We start from the raw sequence: 22,023 nt of genomic DNA on the forward strand, positions 1-22,023 counted from the left end.
GTCAGCGCTCGCGGGCGGTCAGCTGGCCCTGGGCGTAGGGGTCGGCTTCGAGGGTGTACGGCCCGCCGTGGCCGGCGAGGAGTTCGGTGATCCGGTGCCATTCCGCCAGGGCCGCCCGGGTGGCCGCGTCGCCGCCGGCCGCGCGGCCCGCGCTGTCCTGGAGCCGCGCGAGCATGTCCGCTGCCTGATGGTGGGTCATGCCCTTCGCCTCGGTCCGCACCCGGTCGCGAGCCCGGACCTCGCCCGCCGTCGGCTCGTGCGGTTCGAGTGCCGCCTCGACGGCGGTCTCCGTTTCATCGGCCATGCCCCTGCTCCGTTCTCCCGTGGACGCTCCTACCCTGCGGGCGGGGCGCCAACCGCCCTGCTCCGGCGCCCGGGCGCGGAGCCCCGCGCCCGGGCGGGCCGGCCGGCGGGCCGGGGGAAGCGGGCGGACTCCCCGGGCGTCCGGGCGAGTTGGGGGGATTGTCCGGCTCGCCCCCATGGGTTCCCTGTGGCCTTCCTGCGGGCTTCCTTAAGGGAACGTGAAGTGGCCCTCCTGGCGGCGATTTCGGATGATCACCGACCTAAGCTCGGCGGAGTCCCCACTTCCCCTTCTCCTGTGAGGTGTACCGGCATGAGCCGCAACCGAACTCCCGAAACGTCGCCCCGTACCGAGGCACGCCGGAGGAAGGCGGTGCGCACCCGTATCGTGCTCGGGGTCACCGCGGCGGCGGCGGCGGTCGCGGTCGGGGTGGCGGTGGCCGATTCCGGCGGTGACACCCGCAAGGACCGGCGGGTCGACACGGCCGGTACGAAGGCCGGGTCCGGGGCCTCGGGCGCGGCCGACGGTGTCGGCACCGCCTCCGCCACCACGGATGCCCCCGCGCCCAGCGCCGACGCGTCGGCCTCGGCGTCGGCTTCGGCTTCGGCGAGCGCGAACCCGTCCGGCTCGCCCGACGCCGCCACCTCGGGATCCCCCACGCCCCCGAAGCCCGCTGCGGGAGGCGACAGCGGCGACTCCGGCTCGGCGCCGGCTCCCGCCGACAAGCCCACGCGCAAGCCCGCCCCGGCCACGGGCGGCGGCTCGGCCTCCGGCTCGGGTGGCTCCGGCGGCTCGGGCGGCGGTTCGGGCTCCGGCGGCGGGACGGTCAACAGCGACGCCGAGTCCGCGGTCCTCTCCCTCGTCAACAAGGAGCGGGCGGCCGCCGGGTGCGGCCCGCTGACCATGAACGCCAAGCTGAGCAACGCCGCCCGCGCGTACAGCGACACGATGGCCCGCAGCGGCGTCATGTCCCACACGGGTCCCGACGGTTCCACCATGACCAGCCGCGTGGAGGCGGCCGGGTACGCGTGGTCCGGCCTCGGCGAGAACATCGCCCGCGGCCAGGCCGACGCCACCGCGGTCATGAAGGCGTGGATGAACAGCTCCGGCCACCGGGCGAACATCCTGAACTGCTCCTTCAAGGAGATCGGCATAGGCGTCCACAAGGGCGACGGCGGCCCGTGGTGGACGCAGAACTTCGGCAGCCCGAGGTAAGCCGGGCCTCCTCCGCCCCACCCATCCCGTACGCCCCCCACACCCCCCACGCCCCCACATCCCCACGTCCCCCACCGGCCGCCCGGCGGCCACGGCGTCCTCCTGCCCGTTCACGGGCACGGAGGACGTCGGCGTTCCCGGAACCGGAGTTGCGACCGGAGCCGCAACCGGGCCCGGAACCAGGCCCGGAACCAGGCGCGGAACCGGGCACGGGGACGGGACGTCGGAGGCCGACGGGACCGGACCGGAACGAACAGGGGGAGGCGGTGACGGAGCCGCGCGGGCGTCGGCCACTATGGGGCGGTGCCCCGGATTCCGCGTTACCTGTTCATATGGCTGTCGTGCACCGCCGCCAGCGTGACGGCCGTGCTCGCCACCGTCCAGTTCGTGGTCGGCACGACCCGGCACACGCCCCCGGTGGCCCGGTCCGCCCCGGTGGTCGTCGACACGCCGCCGGCCTGGACGGCGTCGAGCTCCCCGTCGGCGACGCCGTCCCCGAGCCCGTCTCCCGAAGCCTCCCCGAGCACCTCGCCGAAGCCGTCCTCAGCGGCCCCGAGCCCCGTCAAGGCCACGTCGGCGGCGCCGCGGAACGAGCCCACGAAGAACGCCGTCGACTGCGGGCAGGGCGGCGCGGGTCTGCACACCATTCCCTCGCAGGGGGGCAAGGTCACCGTGCGGTACGGCAGCCGGGGCGTGTGCCTGATCTCCGCGATCCCGGGCCGCGGTTTCAAGGCCACCACCTCGCAGACGGCTGACGACGTCCTCACCGTCACGTTCGCCGGCTCGGACCACAAGTCGGTCATCACGGCCACGATCACCCCGTCGGCGAAGGCCAGCGTCCGCGAGACCTCCTTCTGAGACCGGCGGCCCCGGAGCACCCCGCCGCCCCCTCACCCTCACCCTCAACCTCACCTTCAACCACTCACCACGGCCGGCGGATACGTCCGTTCCGTCCGGGTTCCGGCGAAGCGGAACGTGAGCCCTTCCTTAGGGCAACCTCAAGATCGGCCCGAGACGGTTCCGGCGGCGCCGAGCGGACCTATGCTCGCGTCAGCCGAGCGGCCCTCGGCGCCGGGACGTGCCGAACGGGGCGTCCGGCGCGGCGTCGGGCCGACGGTTTCACCGTGCCGGGAGGCGCGCTCGTCCCTCCCGCGATCCGACCGTGCCCTGGGGTGTCTTCGCCATGAGTTCTCGCATGCCTCGACCCGTCCGCCGCTCCGCCGCGCTCCGGCGGACGCGCCTTCCGCTCGTCGCCGCGGCCGTGGTCGCGGCGGGGCTGACCACCGCCTGCGGGCCGTCGTCCCAGCCCGCGGGTTCCGCCGCGCCCGCGTCGGCCGGACAGACCGCTCAGGCCCTCCCCTCGGGGACGGCGTCCGCGTCCGCCTCCGCCGAGGCGTCCCCGACCGCGTCGGCCTCACCGTCCACACCGGCCTCCGCCTCCGCCTCCGCGAGCGCCGGAACCCGGCCGGCGTCCTCGCCCGCCCCCTCGCGCGCCACGGGCGGCTCCGCCGGGAGCGGTAAGCCCGCGGCCTCCGTCGCCCCCGCGCCGGCGCGCGTACCCGGGCCCGGCTACGACGGTTCGGCCGACGCCAAGAAGCAGATCGAGGCGGCTCTGAGCGCGGCCAAGGCCGACGGGCGGACCGTGCTGCTGGACTTCGGCGCCAACTGGTGCGGCAACTGCAAGGCCGCCGACAAGGTGTTCGCCCAGCCGGCCACGGCGGCGATCCTGGGGGCCGACTACCGCCTCGTCAAGATCGACATCGGTGGCAGCAACTCCGCCAACTCGGCGCTGCTGCGCAAGTACAGCCCCTCCGGCGGGACGTACACGATGCCCGTCCTGGTCGCGGTGTCCCCCTCCGGCAAGGTGCTCACCGACACGCACGTGACCGGCAACCCGTCGCTGACCTCGGACGGCATCAACTCCTTCCTCCGTCAGTGGGCGTCATGAGACGACCGCGCCCGCACCCGCGCCCCCGCCCGCGCTCGGCCGCCGTACCGGCCGGGGCCGGACTCGCCGTGGCGGCCGCGCTCGCCCTCGTGGGGCTCGCCACGGACGGCGACGGCGGCGGCTACGGCAACGGCGGCGCGGACGCCTCCGCCACGGCGGGCCCGGCGGCCCCCGGCGGGGTGCGGACGGCGGCCGGGGCGAGCGTCGTCGCCCCCGGCGCCCGACAGGACGCGCCGGCCCTGGCCGGTGCCGACCTCGACGGGAAGCCGGTCAGCCTCGCCGGGCTCCGGGGCCAGGTCGTCGTGGTCAACGTCTGGGGCTCCTGGTGCGCGCCCTGCCGGGCGGAGGCCGACGACCTGGAGCGCGTGAGCCGCCAGACCAGGGGCCAGGGGGTGACGTTCCTCGGGATCAACACCCGGGACCGGGACCGGGCGGCCGCGCAGTCGTTCGTCCGCGCGCACGGCCTCGGCTTCCCCAGCCTCCACGACCCGGAAGGCGACCTGCTGCTCCGCTTCCCGCCCGCGCTGCTCAACCCGCAGGCGATTCCCTCGACCCTCGTGATCGACCGGAGGGGCCGCATCGCCGCCGGGATCGGGGGCGCGGTCACCGAGGAGGAACTGCGGCCCCTGCTCGCGCGCGTGGTGGCGGAACCGGAGCGGCAGCCGGGGCCGGCAGGGGAGTCGGGGCCGGAGCCGCAGCGGCAGCCGGACCCGCCAGCGGACCCGGCGGCGGAGCCGGCGCCGTGACGGTGGCAGGCCCCTGGGTGCTCGCCGCCACGGACACCGCGTCGCTCCTGAACGGCACCCTCGCCATCGCGGCCCCCGTGGCCTTCGTCGCGGGCCTGGTCTCGTTCCTGTCGCCGTGCGTGCTGCCGCTCGTACCCGGCTACCTCAGCTACGTGACCAGCCTCTCGGTCGCCGACCTGGCGGAGGCGCGCGGCGGGAGGCGCAGCCGGATGGCGGCCGGGGCGCTGCTGTTCGTCCTCGGATTCACGGCGGTCCTCGTCTCCGGCGGCGCCCTCTTCGGCTACTTCGGACGCACCCTCCTGGCCCACCAGGAGGCGGTCACCCAGGTGCTCGGGGTGTTCACCGTGCTCATGGGGCTGTCGTTCATGGGGCTGCTGCCGGGGTTCACCCAGCGGGAGTTCCGCAGCCACCGCCGCCCGGTGCTGGGGCTCGCCGGGGCGCCGCTGCTGGGGGCGGTCTTCGCCGTCGGCTGGACCCCGTGCATCGGCCCGACGCTGGCGGCCGTCCAGGCGCTGGCCTGGACCGAGGCGAGCGCGGTGCGCGGAGCCCTGCTGATGGCCGCCTACTGCCTCGGTCTGGGGCTGCCGTTCGTCCTGGCGGCGCTCGCCTTCCGCCGGGCGCTGGGCGCGTTCGGCCTGGTCAAACGGCACTACGCGTGGGTGCTGCGGGCCGGTGGCGGATTGCTCGTCCTCGTCGGCGTCGCCCTGGCGACGGGGCTGTGGAACGACCTGGTGTACCGACTGCAGCTGTGGAGCGCCGACTTCACCACGGCCCTCTGATCCCCGCACCCAACAGACACGCACACCCGGACGAGAGGAAGACAAACACGCATGAACGGTTCCCCGTACCCGCGCCAGATCCAGCGCCCCCGGACGCTCCGGACGCTCCGGACGCTCCGGAGGGCAGCCGCCATGACGGCCGCCCTGGCCGCCGCGGCCGTACTCACCGCCTGCGGGCCGCAACCCGCGCAGAAGGCCGCCGCCGTCCCCACGGCACGGTTCACCGAGAACGGGGTCACCGTCACCCTCTCGGTGTCCGACTGGCAGTCGTCCAAGGGCACCCTGACCGCCGTCTTCACGCCCGAGAAGCCGGGCTTCCACCTCTACAGCGCCGAACTGCCCGCCACCGGCGTCGAGGGCGTGGGCCGGCCGACCGCCGTGGCCGTGGCCGGGTCCCTGAAGGCGGAGGGCAGGCTGGCCGCCGCCGCGGAGGCCCGCCCGATCAGCCTGCCCGGGGTCGACGCCCCCGTCCCCGTCTACCCGGACGGCCCGGTCACCACCACGCTCCCCGTCCGCGCCGAGGGCACCGGGGAGGCGACGGTCCTGCTCGGCTACGCCAGTTGCAGCACCCGGGAGGGCTGCACCATCCCCGTCTCCGACCGTCCCGTACGCCTGCGCGTCACCGGCGACGGACCGGTGTTCGACTCCCCCTAGAGTGTCCCCATGCCGAGCGTCCTGGTCGTGGAAGACGACCCCAGCATCCGACAGTCCCTGATCGAGGTCCTGTCGGAGCACGGGTATGCCGTGCGCAGCGTGGGCGACGGGTTCGGCGCGCTGCGGGAAGTCACCCAGACACCCGTCGACGCGGTCGTCCTCGACCTGGGACTGCCCGATCTGGACGGAGGGGACGCCCTGCGCATGATCCGGGGCATATCCTCCGTGCCCGTACTGGTGTCCACCGCCCGCGACGATGAGGCGGAGATCATCAAGCTGCTCAACGCGGGCGCCGACGACTACCTGGTCAAGCCGTTCTCCGGCGGACAGCTCATCGCTCGCCTCTCCGCCGTCCTGCGCCGCACCAGCCACGTGCCGCCGCCGGCCGTCGGCGCCGCGGCCGGCGCCCCGGCGGCACCGGCCGCCTCCGATCCGCTGCGTCCCACGACCGTGGGCGAGCTGACCGTGGACCCGGGGGCGCGCACCGCGTACCTGGCGGGCAGGGAGCTGCGGCTGACGCGCCGGGAGTTCGACCTGCTGGCGTTCCTGGCGCACCACACCGGCCAGGTCGTCTCCAAGCGCCGGCTGCTGACCGAGGTGTGGCGGGAGCCGTACGTGGACGACCAGACCGTCGACGTGCACCTGTCGTCCCTGCGCCGCAAACTCGGCGAGCGCGCGGCGGCGCCGCGCTACCTGCTGACGGTGCGCGGCGTCGGCATCAAGCTGGTGGCCCCGCGGTGAGACGCTCGCTGGCCGGAGTGGCGCTCGCCGTGACCTCCATGGTCGCCCTCTCCTTCCTCATACCCCTCGCCGCGCTGGTGATGTCGCTGGTCAAGGAGCAGGGGGTGACCGCGGCCGAGCAGCAGGCGGCCGCCCTGGCGCCGGTGCTCACGCTCACCACGGACCCGGCCGCCCTGCGGGAGTCCGCGGCCGGCCTGGACGCGGCGGAGCGCCTGGTCGTCCATCTCCCGGACGAGGGGGCCCTCGGCCCGTCCCGGGCGCCGGCGGCCCTGCTCGAACGGGCCAAGCGCGGGCGGGAGTCCATCTCGCAGGAGATCCCGGACGGCTGGATCTGCCTCCAGCCGGTCGTGCTCGCCGACGACCAGGTCGCGGTGATCGAGAACTTCGTCCCCGAGGCGGAACTGAGCCGCGGGGTCGCGGAGTCCTGGGCGGTCATGGCCTTCCTCGCCGTGGGACTGATCGCCGGTTCGGTGCTGGTGGCCGACCGCCTCGGCGCGAAGGTCGTACGCTCCTCCAGGCAGCTCGCCCAGGCGTCGCACGCCCTGGGCCAAGGTGACCTGGAGACCCGCGTCGACCCCATGGGCCCCAGGGAACTGCGGGACGCGGGCGTCGCCTTCAACGCGATGGCCCACCGGATGACGGAGCTGCTCGCCGTCGAGCGCGAACTGGTCGCGGACCTGTCCCACCGGCTGCGCACTCCGCTGACCGCCCTGCACCTGGCCTCCGAACGCATGGCCGGTACGCCGGAGTCGGCCAGGGTCGAGGCGGCCGTCGCCGAACTGGAGGCGGAGCTGCGGGCCATCATCGCGGCGGCGCGCACCCCGCTCGCCGTGGGCCCGATGGGCCAGGGCATGCTGGCGACGGAAGCCGCCCCGCGCCCCCCGGCCACCGCCCCGCGCTGCGAGGTCGCCGAGGTCGTGCGCCGCCGTACGGCCTTCTGGTCGGTGCTGGCGGAGCAGCAGGACCGCACCTGCGCCCTGGACCTCACCCAGGAACCCACGGGTGTCGCGCTCTCCGACGACGACATCGCCGCCGTGGTGGACGCGCTCATCGGCAACATCTTCCGGCACACGGAGCCCGGGACCCCGCTCGGCGTCCAGGTCGTGCGCACGGCCCAGGCCGTGGAACTGGTGGTGGAGGACGGCGGACCCGGCATTCCCGATCCGGACCGGGCGCTGTCGCGCGGCAGCAGCACCGGTTCCACGGGGCTGGGGCTCGACATCGCGCAGCGGGCGGCGAGCGCCACGGGCGGTGCGATGCACATCGACACCGGACCGCTGGGCGGGGCGCGCCTGACCGTGACGTTCGCGCTGGCCGCGCCGCCCTCCTCCGGCCGCCGGTCGCGCATCTCACGCCGCCGCCCGCTCCGCCCGCGCCACCGCTAGGCCGGTAGGCCGTGTCTTTTGGATCAGGCCCGACCACCGGGCCGGGCGGAGTTATCGTCATCACGACGAAAATAGGTTAGGGTCGACAGCATGAGCGATTCAAGCCATCAAGCCGACACCGAACTCGCCGCACGCGCGGCCGCATTGGCGACCGGCTGGGTGTCGGCGGAAGCTCCGCTCACGGAGACGCGGGGATGGAAGCTGGTGGCCCTCCAGCACCCCGGGTCCGGGCACGTGGAGATGTGGGTGTGGGACGACGTCCTGGCCTGGGAGCGCGAACTCGTCACCGTCCTGGCCAGCGATGACGGCACCGGCGAGAGCCGTGAACGGATCGCGCGGGCCAGGGCCACGGCCGAGTCGGCCATGCGGGACATGCTGCTCCGCGGCATCTCCGCGGGGGAGAGCCTGAACCGGACCCGGCGCGGCGGCCCCGGCCCCGACCCCCGCGAGGAACTGCGCCGCTTCATCGCCACCCACGCGTAGCCCACCGCATCGTGTGACACCAGATCGCCCGCCGACGACCGGCCGCCGACGACCGGCCGCGCAGTACGGAGAACCACGGATGCCCATGCTCCCCGAGCTCGAAGACCGCTGGTGGAAGGCCACCCCCGCACACGCCGCCTTCGACATCGACCCCTCCGTGGTCTGCCGGGACCTCCTGCGGGAGCGGCTCGGCGAGAGCGGCGACCGGTGGCTGGCCGCCGTGGCCCTGATGGCCGCGGGCTTCCCCGGCAGCATGGCGGAACTGGCGGACACCGCCGAGGAGACCGCCCGCAGCGGACAGCACCCCGCACCCCCGAAGTGGCCGGCCATCGGCCCGGCCGTGGAACGGATGCTCTACTTCGCCCCCGAACCGGCCGTGGACCTGATCGTCCGCTGGTTGGGCCCGGACGGCCGGCGACTGCTCGCGGAGCGGACCACGTACTGCTCCGCAGTGGCACGCGCGCTGATGCGCCACGGTGACCTGGCGATACGCAGGGAGCTCGCGAAGGACCGTGAGCGGATGGACCAGGGCGGCCCCTACCCTCCCGGTCCGGACGGGGGCATCGTCGCGGCGCTGCTGGAACTGGACGACCCCGAAACCAATCTGTGGCTCCTGCGCGACGACCGGCTCGGCGCCCGCCAGAAGTTCGACGTCCTCCTGGGCCGCCCCTTCGCGCCCGGCCGCACGGAAGCGGTCCCGCGCCTGCCCGAGACGCTGGAGCTGACCGAGCGCATCGCGGAGCTCGTCGACCCCCATGAGCTCGCACGCCACTTCGACGCGTCCGAGCCCGATCACATCATGCTCGCGCTGCGCGCCACCGCCGCCGACGGCACAGCACTGCTCCACCCCTACCAGCAGCTCGTGTCAGGGCTGCTGCTGGCCCGCGCCGGCCGGACCGACCTGCTCACCGAGGCCCTCGCCACCGCACCGCTGTGGCCCAACGAGAGGGAGTGGTACACCCTGGCCACGGCCGGGCCCGAAACCCCGGAGGAGACCCTGGGCCGGGCCGTCGCCCTCGTCCAGCACGTGGACGGCTTCTTCGACGAGGCCCTCCGAGCACTCTTCTTCCGCCACCTCAACGGGGACACGGCCCGGTTCGCCCGCCCGACCCGCCTCCTCGGCCACAGCCGCGCCGTGGCCGAAGACCCCTGGTACCCCCTCGACTGGGACATCGCCCGCAGCCGGGCGGCCGACCCGGCGAACCGGAACGGGCGGGGCGTCCCGCACCACGACCTCCGCCGGTTCGCGAGGTCCGCCGACTGCCCGACGGACCTCGTGCGCGAGGTGGCACACGGGGAGACCGTCGACGAGTACGCCTTCCTGCACCTGTTCCGGAGCCGGGCCGAAGGAATCGACGCGCTCCGCTCCCTGCGCCTCACCCCGGAGACGGGCCCCCTCGCGATGTGGGCGGCCACACCCGACGCTGAGGACTGGCTCCCGGACATCACGATCACGGACGTACTGCACCACGCCCGCCCCGCCCGCGCCCTGCTGGACTGGCGCACCAGACCGTGGATGCGGCCGTTTCCCCCGTACGTGGAAGAAGCCGCCGCGGCCGCGCTGGACGCCCTGCTGGGCGACCTCACCCCCGAGCAGCACACGGCCCTCACCGAACAGCTCCCCACCTTCGAGGGCACACTGCCGAAACTGCTCGAGAAGCTGCGCACAGAAACGCTCCTCTGACGACGGGCCCAGGATTCGCGACCATGGACAGAACCGACCTCGACCACCGCCACCGCACCTACGACGGCTGGATACCCCCCACGGTCGCCGCACTCCTCCACGACTACGGCCACCACGACGTGCTGCACCGGGCGGCCGCCCGCGGTGACTGGTTCTGCGCCCGCCGGCTCGCCGAGGCCGCGGCGGAGACCGGGCCCGACGGACGGGCGACGGCACTGGCGCTGCTGGAGCCGTTCGCGGCCACCGGCTGGTGGCCCGCCGTCGAAACGGCCGCCGGGCTGCTCGCCGAGTGGGACCGGCTCGACGAGGCCGTCGCGCTGCTGCGGCCGCTCGCCGGCACGGGACACCGGCACGCGCTGCGCGACCTGGCACGGCTGCTGGCCCGGCAGGACCACATCGACCAGGTCCTCGCCCTGCTCGGGCCGCGAGCCGCGGACCTCCTGCTCGCCGGGGAACTGGTGGAACTCGCCGCCGGCCACGGCCGCGACGCCGACATCGCCGCACTGCTCCCGGCCCTCGAAACGGTGGCGGCGGACCCGTACGAGTCCTGGGGCTCGGCGCCCGCGGACACCGTCCCGCTGCACGCCAGGTTCCTGGAACTCCAAGGCCGCACCGACGAGGCGATCCACCTGCTGGCCCGGCACGTCTGCGTCGAGGGAGTCGTGTACGCCCACTACGCCGAACAGCTCGCCGCCCTGCTGGGCCGCCACGGACGCGAGGCCGAGCTGCGCGCGTTCCCGGCCGACGGCGGCGAGGACTACGCCCTGGCCGCCCTGGCCCGGCTGCTGGAAGACCAGAACCGCATCCCGGAAGCCGTCGCCCTGCTCGCACAGCCCTCCGGAGCAGGGGATCCCCACGCGGCCTTCGTCCTCGCCGAACTCCTCGCCCGCCACGGCCGCCACGACGAAGCGGTCGAGGTGCTGAGCACGGTCGCGGAGACGGCGCGCGGCGACTCCGACTGGATCGTCCACCTGCTCTGCCGCATCCTGGTCGACGCCGGACGGCCCGACGACGCCCTCGCCTACATCGACGACTGGTTCACCCGCCACGGCGGCTACGACCACGAGCGGGTGCTCATGCGGGGCGAGGTCATGAGACGGAGCGGCCGCACCGCGCAGACCGAACCGGAGCCGCCCGCGTCCGCCGACTCCGACACGCTGGCCGGTGCCGTCGCACGCGCCGAGTACCTGGTGAGGCACGGCAGGCCGCACGAGGCGGTCGCCCATCTCCGCGACCGCCTGGACGAGCCGAAGGCGGCGGTGCGCCCGGGCGACTGATTCCCTCCCCGGCCGCGAAACCACACGTACGCGAAGCCGCTGACGGCGGGGACGGGGCCGGAAGAGCCCCGTCGGCCTACGGCGTGCTGGCCGCCGCGGCGACCGGGCGCGGCAGGGCGCGCATCCGTCCTCCCGTGAACTCCACCGTCTCCCCGGGCAGGACCAGCAGCCCCGCCTCCCCGTCCGGCCGGCCCGCGCCGGCCGGCCGCACCTGCACGGCCGCGCCCGCGGGGCCGCCCATGTAGACCATGGGGTCGACCTCCCAGCCGTGGCCGGCCAGCCAGGCCTCCAGCTCGGTCATGTCCGACGGCGTCGCCCCGCGCGGCCACACGTGCCTGCTCTCGATGTCCATGCCCGTCCCCCTCGTCGTGGCCGGGTTCCCGACCACCGGGGATCCTGCCACCCGGCTCCGACAACGGGCCCGGCATTTTCCCGGGCGACCGTGGCCGGCCCGCGGGCGGCTCTCCTCTCCGGGCGCGTCACCCGGCGTCGGACCACGGGCCGTCTGGTGGCGCGGCACTTCCCGCAGGGAGTCCGCTGACGTGGCCCTCTCCGTCCTCCTCGCCCTCCTCGCCCTCCTCGAAGGGCAGCGAATCCCATTCCGTCCACGCCCCGTCGCGCGGCACCATGAACAGGGGACGCGATCGGAGAACCTCCCCGACCGGCTGGGCGCGCATGACGATCCCGGGATCATCCGGTCCTGCGTGTCCCTCGCACGTGTAGCGGAACGACACGTCATGGGCCTCGGCGTACGCGATCATCCCGCTCTCCAGCTCCGCCATGTCCCTCCCGACCAGGGGAAGGCCGTGGCAGGCGACCTGGGGACCCTGTTCGGCGTCGCACGCGACACCGAACAGACCCGCGGCCTCGCTCACGTAGGCCGTGATGGCCGGCCTGGAAGGAACACCCCCGCGGCGGTGGACGTCGACCCGCCACGTCGGCGAGAAGACCGGGTACTGGCGGCGGCAGTCGCCGACCGTCGCCGGGCCGAGTACCGCAGCCGCCTCGACCACTTCGGCGGTGGTCATGCCGAACCGCAGCGGTCCCACCCCGACGGCCGCGGCATAGGACCACTCGCCCCGTTCGAAGACTCCGGCATCGCCTTCGGTCTCCCACGCCATGACCACTCCTCCAGAGATGTTCGAGAGCGTCTCGACTTCCGGCACCGGCTGCCGGCGTTCAGTGCCGCCCGTCCACGACAGCGTCGCATCCTGCACCGACAGGCCTGCCCGGAGCTGCCCAAGGCGCCGGTGACGGCGGCAGAGGGCGGCCGCCGGGGGGCGAGCGGCGCGCCCCGTTACCGAATCGGAGTTCCGCGCCGGGCGGGATGCGGGTTACTGTCCCCTGCACGCGCGTTCAGGGCCGGAACGGCCCGCGCCGCCGGCGGCCGCCTCACGACAAGGCGTACGCACCCGGTCCCTCCAGGGGCCGGCCAGGAGCGCCGGCGAGTACCAGCACGACGACAGGACCCCACTTGACCCTGATGCCCGGAGCACGTGTGCCGGGACGGACCTGGACGGTCCGCCTCACCGGCCACTCCGACCACACCGTGTCCGTCACCTGCAGTACCCCCGCCTGCCGGATGCCGCCGCGCTCGAAGGACACCGCGAGCATGCGCCGCTTCGCCGCGGAGCACGCCAGAGCCCACGGACGCCTCGCCGGCATGCGCCCCAACGCCGCCTGCGCCTGCGGCAGCGCGCAGTGCGCCCTCCACGAGACGCGCGTCCAGTGCGGCGGCACCGGCCTGCTGGTCCTCGTCCACAACCCGGCCGTCGGCCAGGTCTGGACCCTGGCCGAGGTCTGCCAGGCCTGCGCCCGCCACATCCCGCACCTCACGGTCCTGGCCACGGGCAAGCCCAGCCTCCCCACCCCCACAGCCCCCGCCACCGCCCAGCCGGCGCAGCGCGTCGCGGTGCCGGGCGGCTTCTCCTCACCGGAGGCCGCGCCCGATCCCACCCCGGGACGCCGCCGCCCCCACCGCCCTCGGCGGTCCCGGGGCTGAACCCGTCGTGAGGTAGGCCATCCGCCGAACCGGTCGTTCACAGCGAGTGCGTGACGGCTCATATGGCCGAAGAATTGCTGGACTGCGTACGCCTTCCCGTGCCAGATTCGATCCCCATGGGAATCCGGCTACGGGGCGCGGCGGAATGCCGCCGACGGAGTCCGCCGCGAAGGCGGGGGAAATCCCGGAGCGGTTCGCGCAGAGGGACGAGAGAACGCCTCGCGGTCGCCCATGCCGTCCCGATCGCGGAATCCTCTGACACGAGCCCCGGGACCGCACGGTACCGGGTCGCACCGGAAAACGAGCATTCAGGCAAGGAGTCCACCATGCGATTACGTCACACCGCCGTGATGGCCGCCCTGGGCAGCATGCTTGCTCTCGGCGGCTGGGTCACCCCCGTCCACGCAGCGGACGAAGCTCCGAACTTCACGCCGTCGAACGCCCCCGCCGGCGCCCTGGCCTGCGGCGCCGCGCCCACGTCGAACGGGCTGGGGGGCGCCACCGTGACGACCTCCATCTACCTCAGGACCGGCCCGAGCAGTGCCTGCGGCGACATCTTCCCCAAGCTCAACGTCGGCCAGCGGCTCGGCGGATGGTGCCGCTACCAGAACCCGGCCGGAAACTGGTGGTATTACGTCAGCACCGGCGGCGCGGCGCCCTACGGCTGGATCTACGGCGGGAACATCTCGGGCGAGGAAACGATCAAAACCCCCTGCAACGACTGGTGACGTGATCCGGCCGACCGTTCCTGGAATTCGATGCCGAATCCCCGGCGTTTGCCCGGCGCCATCACGCAGGAAAGCCCCTGAACAAGGGATTTCGATCTCCCCGAACCGGAAACCCGGTGGCTCGGGTGGCTCGGGCCCCGCCGAAAGCGGGGCCCTGAGCAGGAGGTGGGGGCAGGCGTGCCCGGCGCCGGCGGTGTCAGTGCCGCGTGATACGACAGCAGCGGTATCCGACCGGCGGCGGCACACACCAGGGGGAAGCATGACGTCCGAGGATCTGGTGTTCGACGTCGAGAAGGCGGCGGTCGACGGGTTCGAGCCGTACGAGGGAACGCAGCTCGACGTGCGCGTGGTGATCTCGGGCATGCCCGAGGAGGTCAAGGACGGCTTCCTGCTCAAGGAGGTGGCCTGGAGCCGCTTCGGGCACGCCCACGGCTCGGGTCACGACGTGCCCGAGCAGCTGACCCGCCTGCGCTCCCGCGACGCCGAGACCGCCGGCCGGGCCCTGAGCCTGCTGTGGGGCAGCGTCGTCCACCAGGGCACCGTCGGCTCGGTGGCCCCGCTGACGGTGCCCTTCCTGCTGCGGATCGCCGCCGACCCCGCGGCACACGGACGGGCAGGCGTACTCGGCGTGGCCGCCGCGGCGGCGCGCCTGGAGCACTGGGGAGACGGCACCCGCGGCGCCTTCCTCAGGGTGGCCGGGCAGGAACTGCGGTGCGACTGCGGCGGATACCTCATGAACTGGTCTGTCGAAGCGTCACGCGACGCCGTGACCGCCGACGCCGACCTGCTCCTTCCGCTTCTCGACGACCCGGACCCCGACGTGCGCACCGCCACCTGCCACACCCTGGCCACCGCCTCGGGCGAGGCGGACCGCATCACGGACGCCCTCCGCGCCCGCCTGACCACCGAGAGGACTCCCCAGGTACGCGCGAGCCTCGTACTGGCCGTCGCGGAGCTGGGCCGCGAGCAGGCCGTCGCGGGCACCGCCGCCTGGGCCCGTACCCTGTGGACCGATCCCGCGCACCCCGCGGACGTCCGGGTGCCCGCCGCCCTGGCCTGGCTCTGCCTCGTGGACGATCCCGTCCCGGACGCGCTGCGGACCACGATCGACCACCTCCTGGCCACGGAGGACGGCCTGAGGGCCGTCCTCGACGACGTCCCGTGGATCGCGCACGTCGGCGACGGCGGACTCGCCCGCACCCTCGGCCAGATGCTGGACGACGCGCCGCCCGGCACCGGGTGCGACGACCCCTGGGCCTGAGCCCGGCCGCCCCGACGGCCACCGCTGACCGGACGCGCCGAGCGGGTGATCGTCCCGCCGGGCACGGAGGACGGCACACCGCGTGACAGGACGACTCACTTGGCCAGGCGGTCCCACAGATCGCACCCGTGCGCGGAGTACGCGTCGACGGGGTGGATCCCGGCCCGTCCCGGAGCCAGCGACAGTACCGACGGTCCGGGAGGTGACGTCGGGCGGAGCCTGGGCCAGCGCGGTGCGTCGGCGGTGTTCGGGTTGCCGGTGCGCGCAAAGGCCGTCCAGTAGCCGACCATCCGGGCCGACAGGGCGGACTGGTCGTCGGTCAGGGGCCGTTCGGTGGGGAAGGAGGGGAACAGGAACGGCATCTCGAAGCCGTGCGCCGCGCCGTAGGGGAAGCCCGGGTTCGAGGGCAGGCCGGCGAGGACGGGGGCGTTCGGGTCGCTGAACTCGTAGGCGTACAGCGGCAGGCCCGGGGCGCGTGCGGCGATGGTCCGGCCGGCCGCCAGCGTGGTGCACGTGAAGGACCGGTCGGTCAGCGCCGCGGCCCACGCCAGCGCGGGAGAGGCATGCCGCGCTGCCGGGTACCGGGCCTCGACGGCCGCGGCGGCGGGCCCGAAGGCGTCCGCCAGACGGGCGCGGTAGTCGCTCTCGTCACGGATGGGGAACGCCGCGAGCGAGAGGCCCACGAACATCCGCATCTCGTCGCGGTTGGTGCCCAGCAAGACCGGCATGCGGTGGAAGCGTCCCGACGCCAGAGCCTCGTCCGGTGCGGCCGGCAGCAGCCCGTTGCCGTAGGCGGGCCGGTTGAAGGACTGCATCAGCTGAGCGGTGGCGAGACGTGCGGTGCTCTGCCCGCGCAGGCACGCGAGCACCTCGTCCCCGCCACCCGCCGTGCAGCCCAGTTGCCGGGCGGCTTCCGCCCCGGCCGTCTGGACGTCGGTCTGCGAGGCGAACGGCTCGTACGGCGGTGATCCGGGGGCGAGGGTGCCGCGCGGGAAGGACGTGTGGCAGGAACCGCTCTGGAGGATGGCGCGCTGGAAGAGCCCGGCGGCCGTCGGTGAGGTGAGGTGGGCGCAGGCACTGAGGGCGCCCGCGGACTCCCCGAACAGCGTGACCCTGCCCGGGTCGCCGCCGAAGCCCTCGGCGTTGGCCTGTACCCAGCGCAGGGCGGCCTGCTGGTCGGCGAGGCCGAACGGCGGGGCGGAGCCCAGCCCGGAGTGCCCGAAGAAGCCGAAGATCCCGAGCCGGTAGTTGACCGTGACGACGACGGCGTCACCCTGCACCGCCAGGCGTTCCGCGCCGTAATCGCTGCCGGAACCCCCCAGGAAGGCACCGCCGTGCATCCACACCAGTACGGGCCGCTTCTTCCCGGTCCGCTTCGCCGTCGGCACCGTCACGTCGAGGTAGAGGCAGTCCTCCGATCCGACGACGGCGCCCGCGTCCGTGCCCGTGCCCGCGCCCGGCATCGGCATCTGCACGCAGCGCTGGCCCGGCTTCGTCGCGTCGCGGACGCCCTGCCATGCGGCGGCGGGCACGGGGGCCTGCCAGCGCAGCGGTCCGGTCGGCGGCGCGGCGTAGGGAAGGCCGCCGAAGGTGGCGTACGTGCCGTGCTGCACACCGCGCACCAGCCCCTGCTCGGTTCGGACGACGACACCGCCCTGCCCCGCGGAGTCGGCGGGCGCGGCCGTGGCCGTGGCCGTGGCCGTGGCCGTGGCCGTGAACAGTGCCGCCGTGCACAGCAAGGGGAGGAGCACGACGCGGAGCGCGGCCCTGCGGCCGGGACTCGGTGCGGTCGTGGCCGTGGCCGTAGTCGGGGTCGTGGTGGGGGACATGCACACCAACCCTTCTCGGGTCGGGGCCGGCACGGAACGAGGCCGTACGGGCCGTACGCGGTCGTACGCGGACACACCGGCAGGCCGCCCGCGCACATGGTCTGAGCTGCGGCATCGGTCCGGAGGACCGACGCCGTCGGTGATCAATACGCTAGGACCTCCCCCGCACTGGAGGTTCAAGACCTGTGACGCAAGACACGTGGAGCATCGGTGAGCTCGCGGCCGGAACCGGCCTGCCCGTCAAGACCGTCCGCTACTACTCCGACAGCGGCCTGCTGCCCGTGGCCGCCCGCAGCAGCGGTGGCCACCGGCGCTACGGCCCCGAGGCGTGGGAGCGGATCGCACTCATCAGACGCCTGCGGGCGCTGGACACCCCGATCGCGGCCATCACCCACGTGGTCACGGGTGAGCGCACGATCGACGAACTGGTGTCCTCCGAGCTCGGAGCGGTACAGGAACGCCTGGCCGAACTGCGGTGGCGCGAGGCCACGCTCAAGGCCCTGGACGACTGCGCGGGGGAGGAACGGCTCCGGCGGCTGGAGATACTCGCGCGCGTCCAGCGGCTTCCGGAGGCACGGCGCACCCTCACCGACCACTGGTACCGGGAGCTGTCCGCGGCCATGCCCCCACGCCGGCTCGACATCATGATCGCCATGCTGGCCCCCGCCCCGCCACCGGACCCCGTCCCCGCCACGGCCCTGGCCTACGCCGAGCTGCACCTGCTCATCGCCACGCCCGGCTTCACCCGCTGGACCCAGGACCACGACGAGGAGATGAGGGACGGTCCGGCCTTCTACGCGGAGATCGACGAAGCCGCGGAACTGACCGTCGCCGCCCTCGCCCAGGGGCTGCCGCCCGGGCCGGGGCCCGCGGTGGAGGCGTTCGTGTCGGCCCACGCCCGAGCCCGCCGGGAATTGGACACCCCCGCCTTCCGGGCCCACCTGCACGGGCTGGTGGCGCGGTCGTCGGGCTTCGACCCCCGCCTGGAACGCTACTGGTCCCTGATCGGCACCGTCACGGACGGCCGCGTGCTGAACATGACGGTGGCCCACCGATGGCTGACGGACGGCCTGTCGCTCTCGCTCACCGGCACCACCCGTGGGTGAGGACACGTGCCGGACACGGGCGTGCCGGACACGGGCGAGGTGACCTCGGACCTCCCGAACCCGGGCCGGTATATCGCGTGGCGCCCGCGTCCCCGGTCGGGCAGGGTGCCGGGTGATGAGCGACGACGACGTGATGCCCTACGCCCGCTTCGACTCGGTCGAGGGCCTGCTGCAACGAGGGCGCGGCCTGGGTGCTGTACGCGCGCTGCGGGATCCCCTGGAGGCGGCGCCGTTCGTGTACGACGGCATCCGGCGGGACTGGCGGTGGGACGGCTTCGACGACCGCGCCCGCTACCTCGCCGGACTGGTCCGGGACCTGGGTCTGTCGCCCGCGCCGGTCGTGGAACTGCTGGCCGGGGACGAGGGACGGTGCCGACGGGCGACCGAGGTGCTGGAACTGCTCGCACTCGACGGCTGCGACGAGGCCCGCGAGGCCCTGCGCTCCCATGTGCGGGAGGGCGCGCACTGGGTCTCGGTGCTGGAGTCGGTCGCCGGCAGCTGGCCCCTTGACTGGTGGGAGGATCTGGGTGGGGTCGCGCGGGCCCGGATCGGTGGGGAGCCCGAGCCGCCGTGGTTCACCGAGCCGTGGACCCGGTTCGGGATCGAGGTCCAGCGGCCCGACCCGGGCCCCACCGCTCACGATCTGGCCGGTCTGGCGGACAGCGAGCTGCTCGACCTGCTGGCGGGGGCCGGGGCCCCGTCCGGGGCCGGCGGCAAGGCTGACGCCCTGCGCGAACTGTCGCGCCGGGATCCGGCCGAGGGGCTGATCCCGCTCGTGCCCTCGCTCGTCACTCCGGACGGTCGCCGTCCCCTGCCCTTGCTCAGGCGGGCCGTCGAACGCCTCGGAGCCTTGGCCGTACCGGCCGCGCGCCTCTGGGCGGGTGACGAGCGGGAGTGGCTGGCCCGGCTCGGCTCGGACGTCCTCGCCGATCACCTCGGCCCCGAGGTGATCCCCGTCCTCCTGGCCGAACTCGCCGGCCAGTGGCGCACCCGGGCGTGGTGCGGGCCCGCCGCCACGGCGAAGCGGCTGGCCCGCTTCGGACCGGCCGCCGCCGGGGCGGTGGCCGACCTGCGCCGGTTCTGGCTGCGCACCCCGCACTCCTGTGAACGGGCCGCCTACCTGGAGGCCCTGGCCGCCATCGACCCGGGCGGCCTGGACCACGCCCACACCGAGTCGCTGTGGGACTGCGAGGAACGGGCACGGCTGCTGGGCGTCCTCCATGCCCCGGCCCACCCCGAAACCCTGGAACGGATCGCGGTGCTGCGCGACGACCCGATGGAGACCCCTGAGGTACGGGCAGGCGCCGGGACCCGGCTGGCGGCCACCGCGTGAACGAGGGGGCTCAGCCGAGGGCGGCGAGGTTCCCGCGGACCTTCTGCGCGAGCGCGGGCGGCAGCGCCCCGTAGCCGTTCTCGGCGGCGGCGCGCTGCTCCCGCTCGGACACGGCGGAGACGAGGAACGGGCGGTACCGGGCCAGGGCCTCGCCGTTGCCGCCCCGGTCGCACACCACGGCGTAGGCGAGCTGGACCACCGGATAGGCGCCCGCGGCCCTGGTCGCGTAGTCCGGCTGCACGGTGAGGTCCGCCCCGGTGCCGGTGACCCGGCCGCTCTCCACGGCCTTGGCGGCCGAGTCCGCGCCGACGGCGACCGCTTCGGGCGCCCCGGTCGCGATCCGGACGGTGGTCAGGCCCGTGGCCTCGCCGCCGGGACGGGTGAACGAGACGGCCCCGGCGGTCTGCTTGACCGTACGGGCCACCGCGTTGCCCGGCACGCCCGGTCCGTTGCCGACGGCCGTCAGGGAGGACTGGGGGGCGCTCCCCCAGCCGGTGGGCACGACGGCCGAGAGGTACTGGGTGAAGGTCAGGGTCGTGGTGGACTCGTCGGTCGGGGTGACCACCTCGATCGCCGTGTCGGGCAGAAGCCGGCCCGGGTTGGTCGCGGCGATCTCGGCGTGGTTCCAGCGGGTGATCTGACCCCGGAAGACCCGGGCGAGGGTGGGCGGGTCCAGGGTGAGCGCGTCCACGCCCGGCAGGTTGACGACGACGGCCACGGGCAGCACGCCGAGCGGCAGGTGGACCGGCTTCCCGCCGGGACAGCGGGCGGCGGCGGACTCGGCCTGGGCCGGCGTCAGGGGCCGGTCGACCACGGCGAAGTCGGCCGTGCCGTCCTTGAACTGCTGGAACCCGGCGCCGGTCCCGCTGGGCGTGTAGTCGACCCGGGTGCCGGGGCAGGCCGCCTGGTAGTCGGCCACCCAGCGGTCCATGGCCACCTTGAGGGAACTGGCCCCGGCGGCCGTGACGGCCCCGCCGGGCCCGCAGACCGGGGCGTCCGCCCGGGGGGTCGACCCGTTCGAGCCGGCGGAACGGCCCTCCTTGCCGTCACCCAGCAGCCCCTTCACGAACGGGACCGCCGCGACCCCGAGCGCCAGTACGACCGCCACGGCCACCGCGACCCCCAGGCGCCGGTTGCGCCGCTCCCGCCCCGTCTCGCGGGCCCGCGGGGAAGGGGCCGTGTCCCCGGCCACCGGCTCCGGCTCGACGGACGGCGGGGGAGACGAGGGTGGCGGGGGTGGCGGGGGCCCGAAGACCCCTCCCGGCGCCCCCGACGCACCGGCCCCCTCGACCTGAACGGGCGCGTCCGGCGCCCGGCCCGGACCCGGCGCGCCCTGCGCGGCTCCGGCCGTGGTCCCCGGGGCCCCGCCCGGCGGGGCCGCCGGGTTCGGGCCGGCGGCCAGGAGGGCGAGGAGGCCCGGGACGGTGGGGCGGTCCGCCGGGTCCTTGGCGAGGCAGGCCCCGACCAGCGGGAGCAGCTCCGGGGCCAGGCCCGTCAGGTCCGGGTCCTCGTAGACCACCCGGAAACCCACGGCATGGGAGTGGTCGCCGTCGAACGGGCCGTGCCCGGTGGCCGCGTGGACCAGGACCGAGCCCAGGGCGAACACGTCCGCGGCCGGGCCCACCTCGCCGCGCCGGAACTGCTCCGGCGCCATGAACGGCGGCGTGCCCACCACCACCCCGGTCCCGGTCAGCGCCGTCGAGTCGGACCCGTCCACGGCCCGCGCGATGCCGAAGTCGATGACCCGGGGGCCGTCCTGCGCGAGCAGCACGTTGCCGGGCTTGAGGTCCCGGTGCACCAGCCCCACCCGGTGGATGTCCCGCAGCGCCTCCGCCAGCCCGGCCGCCAGCAGCCACACCTCGGCCGCCGGCAACGGTCCCTGCCCGTGCACCCGCTCGGCCAGCGAGGGCCCGGTCACGAACAGGGTGGCCAGCCACGGCGCCTCCGCGTCGGCGTCCGCGTCCACCACCGGCGCGGTGAACGCCCCGCTGACCTGCCGGGCGGCCGTGACCTCGCGGCGGAACCGCTGCCGGAAGGCGGGGTCCCCGGCCAGCTCCGGCCGGATGACCTTCACGGCGACCTGCCGCCCGGACAGCGACCGCGCCCCGTAGACCACACCCATCCCGCCCGCGCCGAGCCTGCCCTCCAGCCGGTAGCCGCCGATGGTGCGCGGATCACCGTCCCTCAGCGTCACGTCCCAACCCCCGCCATCCCCACCGCCTGACGTACGAACCGCGATCAGCGTAGCCCCGGCCCTCTCCTCGGGTGCGGTGTGGCTGGACGGCCCGTGTGAGACGGCAACACCGTCACCGGCCCACGGGGAAGGCAGCCTGATAGGCCAACCGGCGGCCGGCGTCCGCGCCGAGACGGGCGAGGAGATCGTCGAGCGCCAGGTACTCCTCCCAGGGTTCGCGCCCCGTTGCCACGGTCAGCGCCTGCACGAGCCGCTCCTCCAGGCCGGGCACGCGTTTGTCCTTCCAGATCTTGTCGGCCGTGCTGACGAGGAGGTCCTCGATCGTCACGTCGGGGCCGTCCCAGCCGGCGTGGGTGG

At 74.6% G+C, this 22,023-nt stretch carries 22 protein-coding genes; 16 read left to right on the forward strand and 6 right to left on the reverse strand.

The genetic code is table 11. The annotated features are described in order from the left end of the window. Nucleotide 1: 1 nt before the first annotated feature. Nucleotides 2-304, reverse strand: a complete 303-nt coding sequence (locus tag AC069X_RS25745; RefSeq protein WP_478731852.1) for a hypothetical protein — start codon at nt 302-304, stop codon at nt 2-4. Nucleotides 305-673: 369 nt separating this feature from the next. On the opposite strand from AC069X_RS25745, the gene AC069X_RS25750 reads away from it, so the two are divergent. The 11 genes from AC069X_RS25750 (at nt 674) to AC069X_RS25800 (ending at nt 11,213) form a co-directional block, all read left to right on the forward strand. Next, complete coding sequence (locus AC069X_RS25750; protein ID WP_478731854.1) at nt 674-1,516, forward strand: CAP domain-containing protein; 843 nt, start codon at nt 674-676, stop codon at nt 1,514-1,516. 303 nt (nt 1,517-1,819) lie between these two features. After that, a complete protein-coding gene (locus AC069X_RS25755) occupies nt 1,820-2,374 on the forward strand; it encodes a hypothetical protein (RefSeq protein WP_478731856.1) in 555 nt (184 codons plus the stop codon). Between the two features lie 337 nt (nt 2,375-2,711). Next, nucleotides 2,712-3,464 (forward strand): thioredoxin family protein, encoded by a 753-nt coding sequence (locus AC069X_RS25760; RefSeq protein WP_478731858.1) that lies wholly within the window; start codon nt 2,712-2,714, stop codon nt 3,462-3,464. After that, on the forward strand, nt 3,461-4,210 hold the full coding sequence (locus AC069X_RS25765) for a TlpA family protein disulfide reductase (RefSeq protein WP_478731860.1): 750 nt from the start codon (nt 3,461-3,463) through the stop codon (nt 4,208-4,210). The genes AC069X_RS25760 and AC069X_RS25765 overlap by 4 nt, the downstream gene beginning before the upstream one ends. A gap of 2 nt (nt 4,211-4,212) precedes the next feature. Beyond that, entirely contained in the window at nt 4,213-4,989 is a 777-nt protein-coding gene (locus tag AC069X_RS25770) for a cytochrome c biogenesis CcdA family protein (protein ID WP_478732001.1), read from the forward strand. 51 nt (nt 4,990-5,040) lie between these two features. Beyond that, nucleotides 5,041-5,643, forward strand: a complete 603-nt coding sequence (locus tag AC069X_RS25775; protein WP_478731862.1) for a hypothetical protein — start codon at nt 5,041-5,043, stop codon at nt 5,641-5,643. 9 nt (nt 5,644-5,652) lie between these two features. Continuing rightward, nucleotides 5,653-6,384 (forward strand): response regulator transcription factor, encoded by a 732-nt coding sequence (locus tag AC069X_RS25780; RefSeq protein WP_478731864.1) that lies wholly within the window; start codon nt 5,653-5,655, stop codon nt 6,382-6,384. Continuing rightward, nucleotides 6,381-7,769: a sensor histidine kinase gene (locus AC069X_RS25785; RefSeq protein ID WP_478731865.1), complete on the forward strand. Its 1,389-nt coding sequence runs from the start codon at nt 6,381-6,383 to the stop codon at nt 7,767-7,769. The genes AC069X_RS25780 and AC069X_RS25785 overlap by 4 nt, the downstream gene beginning before the upstream one ends. 90 nt (nt 7,770-7,859) lie before the next feature. Then, nucleotides 7,860-8,252 carry a hypothetical protein gene (locus AC069X_RS25790; RefSeq protein ID WP_478731867.1) on the forward strand — a complete coding sequence of 131 codons (393 nt, stop codon included), beginning with the start codon at nt 7,860-7,862 and terminating at the stop codon, nt 8,250-8,252. A gap of 79 nt (nt 8,253-8,331) precedes the next feature. After that, nucleotides 8,332-9,936: a hypothetical protein gene (locus tag AC069X_RS25795; RefSeq protein ID WP_478731869.1), complete on the forward strand. Its 1,605-nt coding sequence runs from the start codon at nt 8,332-8,334 to the stop codon at nt 9,934-9,936. Between the two features lie 23 nt (nt 9,937-9,959). Then, complete coding sequence (locus AC069X_RS25800) at nt 9,960-11,213, forward strand: hypothetical protein (protein ID WP_478731871.1); 1,254 nt, start codon at nt 9,960-9,962, stop codon at nt 11,211-11,213. A gap of 76 nt (nt 11,214-11,289) precedes the next feature. On the opposite strand, the gene AC069X_RS25805 is transcribed toward AC069X_RS25800, so the two are convergent. Next, a complete protein-coding gene (locus tag AC069X_RS25805) occupies nt 11,290-11,565 on the reverse strand; it encodes a hypothetical protein (protein WP_478731873.1) in 276 nt (91 codons plus the stop codon). A gap of 127 nt (nt 11,566-11,692) precedes the next feature. Continuing rightward, nucleotides 11,693-12,430 carry a hypothetical protein gene (locus AC069X_RS25810; protein WP_478731875.1) on the reverse strand — a complete coding sequence of 246 codons (738 nt, stop codon included), beginning with the start codon at nt 12,428-12,430 and terminating at the stop codon, nt 11,693-11,695. 266 nt (nt 12,431-12,696) lie between these two features. On the opposite strand from AC069X_RS25810, the gene AC069X_RS25815 reads away from it, so the two are divergent. The 3 genes from AC069X_RS25815 (at nt 12,697) to AC069X_RS25825 (ending at nt 15,204) form a co-directional block, all read left to right on the forward strand. After that, nucleotides 12,697-13,215, forward strand: a complete 519-nt coding sequence (locus AC069X_RS25815) for a hypothetical protein (protein ID WP_478731876.1) — start codon at nt 12,697-12,699, stop codon at nt 13,213-13,215. A 326-nt stretch (nt 13,216-13,541) separates the two neighbouring features. Then, complete coding sequence (locus tag AC069X_RS25820; protein WP_478731878.1) at nt 13,542-13,943, forward strand: hypothetical protein; 402 nt, start codon at nt 13,542-13,544, stop codon at nt 13,941-13,943. Between the two features lie 259 nt (nt 13,944-14,202). Continuing rightward, a complete protein-coding gene (locus tag AC069X_RS25825) occupies nt 14,203-15,204 on the forward strand; it encodes a hypothetical protein (RefSeq protein WP_478731880.1) in 1,002 nt (333 codons plus the stop codon). A 95-nt stretch (nt 15,205-15,299) separates the two neighbouring features. On the opposite strand, the gene AC069X_RS25830 is transcribed toward AC069X_RS25825, so the two are convergent. Continuing rightward, nucleotides 15,300-17,033 (reverse strand): carboxylesterase/lipase family protein, encoded by a 1,734-nt coding sequence (locus AC069X_RS25830; RefSeq protein WP_478731882.1) that lies wholly within the window; start codon nt 17,031-17,033, stop codon nt 15,300-15,302. A 185-nt stretch (nt 17,034-17,218) separates the two neighbouring features. On the opposite strand from AC069X_RS25830, the gene AC069X_RS25835 reads away from it, so the two are divergent. Then, a complete protein-coding gene (locus tag AC069X_RS25835) occupies nt 17,219-18,139 on the forward strand; it encodes a MerR family transcriptional regulator (protein WP_478731883.1) in 921 nt (306 codons plus the stop codon). Nucleotides 18,140-18,254: 115 nt separating this feature from the next. After that, nucleotides 18,255-19,472 carry a hypothetical protein gene (locus AC069X_RS25840; protein WP_478731884.1) on the forward strand — a complete coding sequence of 406 codons (1,218 nt, stop codon included), beginning with the start codon at nt 18,255-18,257 and terminating at the stop codon, nt 19,470-19,472. 10 nt (nt 19,473-19,482) lie between these two features. Here AC069X_RS25840 and AC069X_RS25845 read toward each other — a convergent pair whose 3' ends face one another. Together AC069X_RS25845 and AC069X_RS25850 are read right to left on the reverse strand one after the other, a co-directional pair. Then, nucleotides 19,483-21,666: a substrate-binding domain-containing protein gene (locus tag AC069X_RS25845; RefSeq protein WP_478731886.1), complete on the reverse strand. Its 2,184-nt coding sequence runs from the start codon at nt 21,664-21,666 to the stop codon at nt 19,483-19,485. Nucleotides 21,667-21,778: 112 nt separating this feature from the next. Beyond that, nucleotides 21,779-21,994, reverse strand: a complete 216-nt coding sequence (locus AC069X_RS25850) for a hypothetical protein (RefSeq protein ID WP_478731888.1) — start codon at nt 21,992-21,994, stop codon at nt 21,779-21,781. Nucleotides 21,995-22,023: the final 29 nt, after the last annotated feature.

It is taken from the genome of Streptomyces sp. NPDC043896, assembly GCF_056435605.1.

Coding starts and splice junctions, on each gene's coding strand:
- AC069X_RS25795 (WP_478731869.1), top strand. CDS start 8,332: ATGCCCATGCTCCCCGAGCTCGAAGACCGCTGGTGGAAGGCCACCCCC.
- AC069X_RS25825 (WP_478731880.1), top strand. CDS start 14,203: ATGACGTCCGAGGATCTGGTGTTCGACGTCGAGAAGGCGGCGGTCGAC.
- AC069X_RS25805 (WP_478731873.1), bottom strand. CDS start 11,565: ATGGACATCGAGAGCAGGCACGTGTGGCCGCGCGGGGCGACGCCGTCG.
- AC069X_RS25760 (WP_478731858.1), top strand. CDS start 2,712: ATGCCTCGACCCGTCCGCCGCTCCGCCGCGCTCCGGCGGACGCGCCTT.
- AC069X_RS25790 (WP_478731867.1), top strand. CDS start 7,860: ATGAGCGATTCAAGCCATCAAGCCGACACCGAACTCGCCGCACGCGCG.
- AC069X_RS25780 (WP_478731864.1), top strand. CDS start 5,653: ATGCCGAGCGTCCTGGTCGTGGAAGACGACCCCAGCATCCGACAGTCC.
- AC069X_RS25765 (WP_478731860.1), top strand. CDS start 3,461: ATGAGACGACCGCGCCCGCACCCGCGCCCCCGCCCGCGCTCGGCCGCC.
- AC069X_RS25775 (WP_478731862.1), top strand. CDS start 5,041: ATGAACGGTTCCCCGTACCCGCGCCAGATCCAGCGCCCCCGGACGCTC.
- AC069X_RS25815 (WP_478731876.1), top strand. CDS start 12,697: ATGCCCGGAGCACGTGTGCCGGGACGGACCTGGACGGTCCGCCTCACC.
- AC069X_RS25830 (WP_478731882.1), bottom strand. CDS start 17,033: ATGTCCCCCACCACGACCCCGACTACGGCCACGGCCACGACCGCACCG.
- AC069X_RS25840 (WP_478731884.1), top strand. CDS start 18,255: ATGAGCGACGACGACGTGATGCCCTACGCCCGCTTCGACTCGGTCGAG.
- AC069X_RS25745 (WP_478731852.1), bottom strand. CDS start 304: ATGGCCGATGAAACGGAGACCGCCGTCGAGGCGGCACTCGAACCGCAC.
- AC069X_RS25820 (WP_478731878.1), top strand. CDS start 13,542: ATGCGATTACGTCACACCGCCGTGATGGCCGCCCTGGGCAGCATGCTT.
- AC069X_RS25800 (WP_478731871.1), top strand. CDS start 9,960: ATGGACAGAACCGACCTCGACCACCGCCACCGCACCTACGACGGCTGG.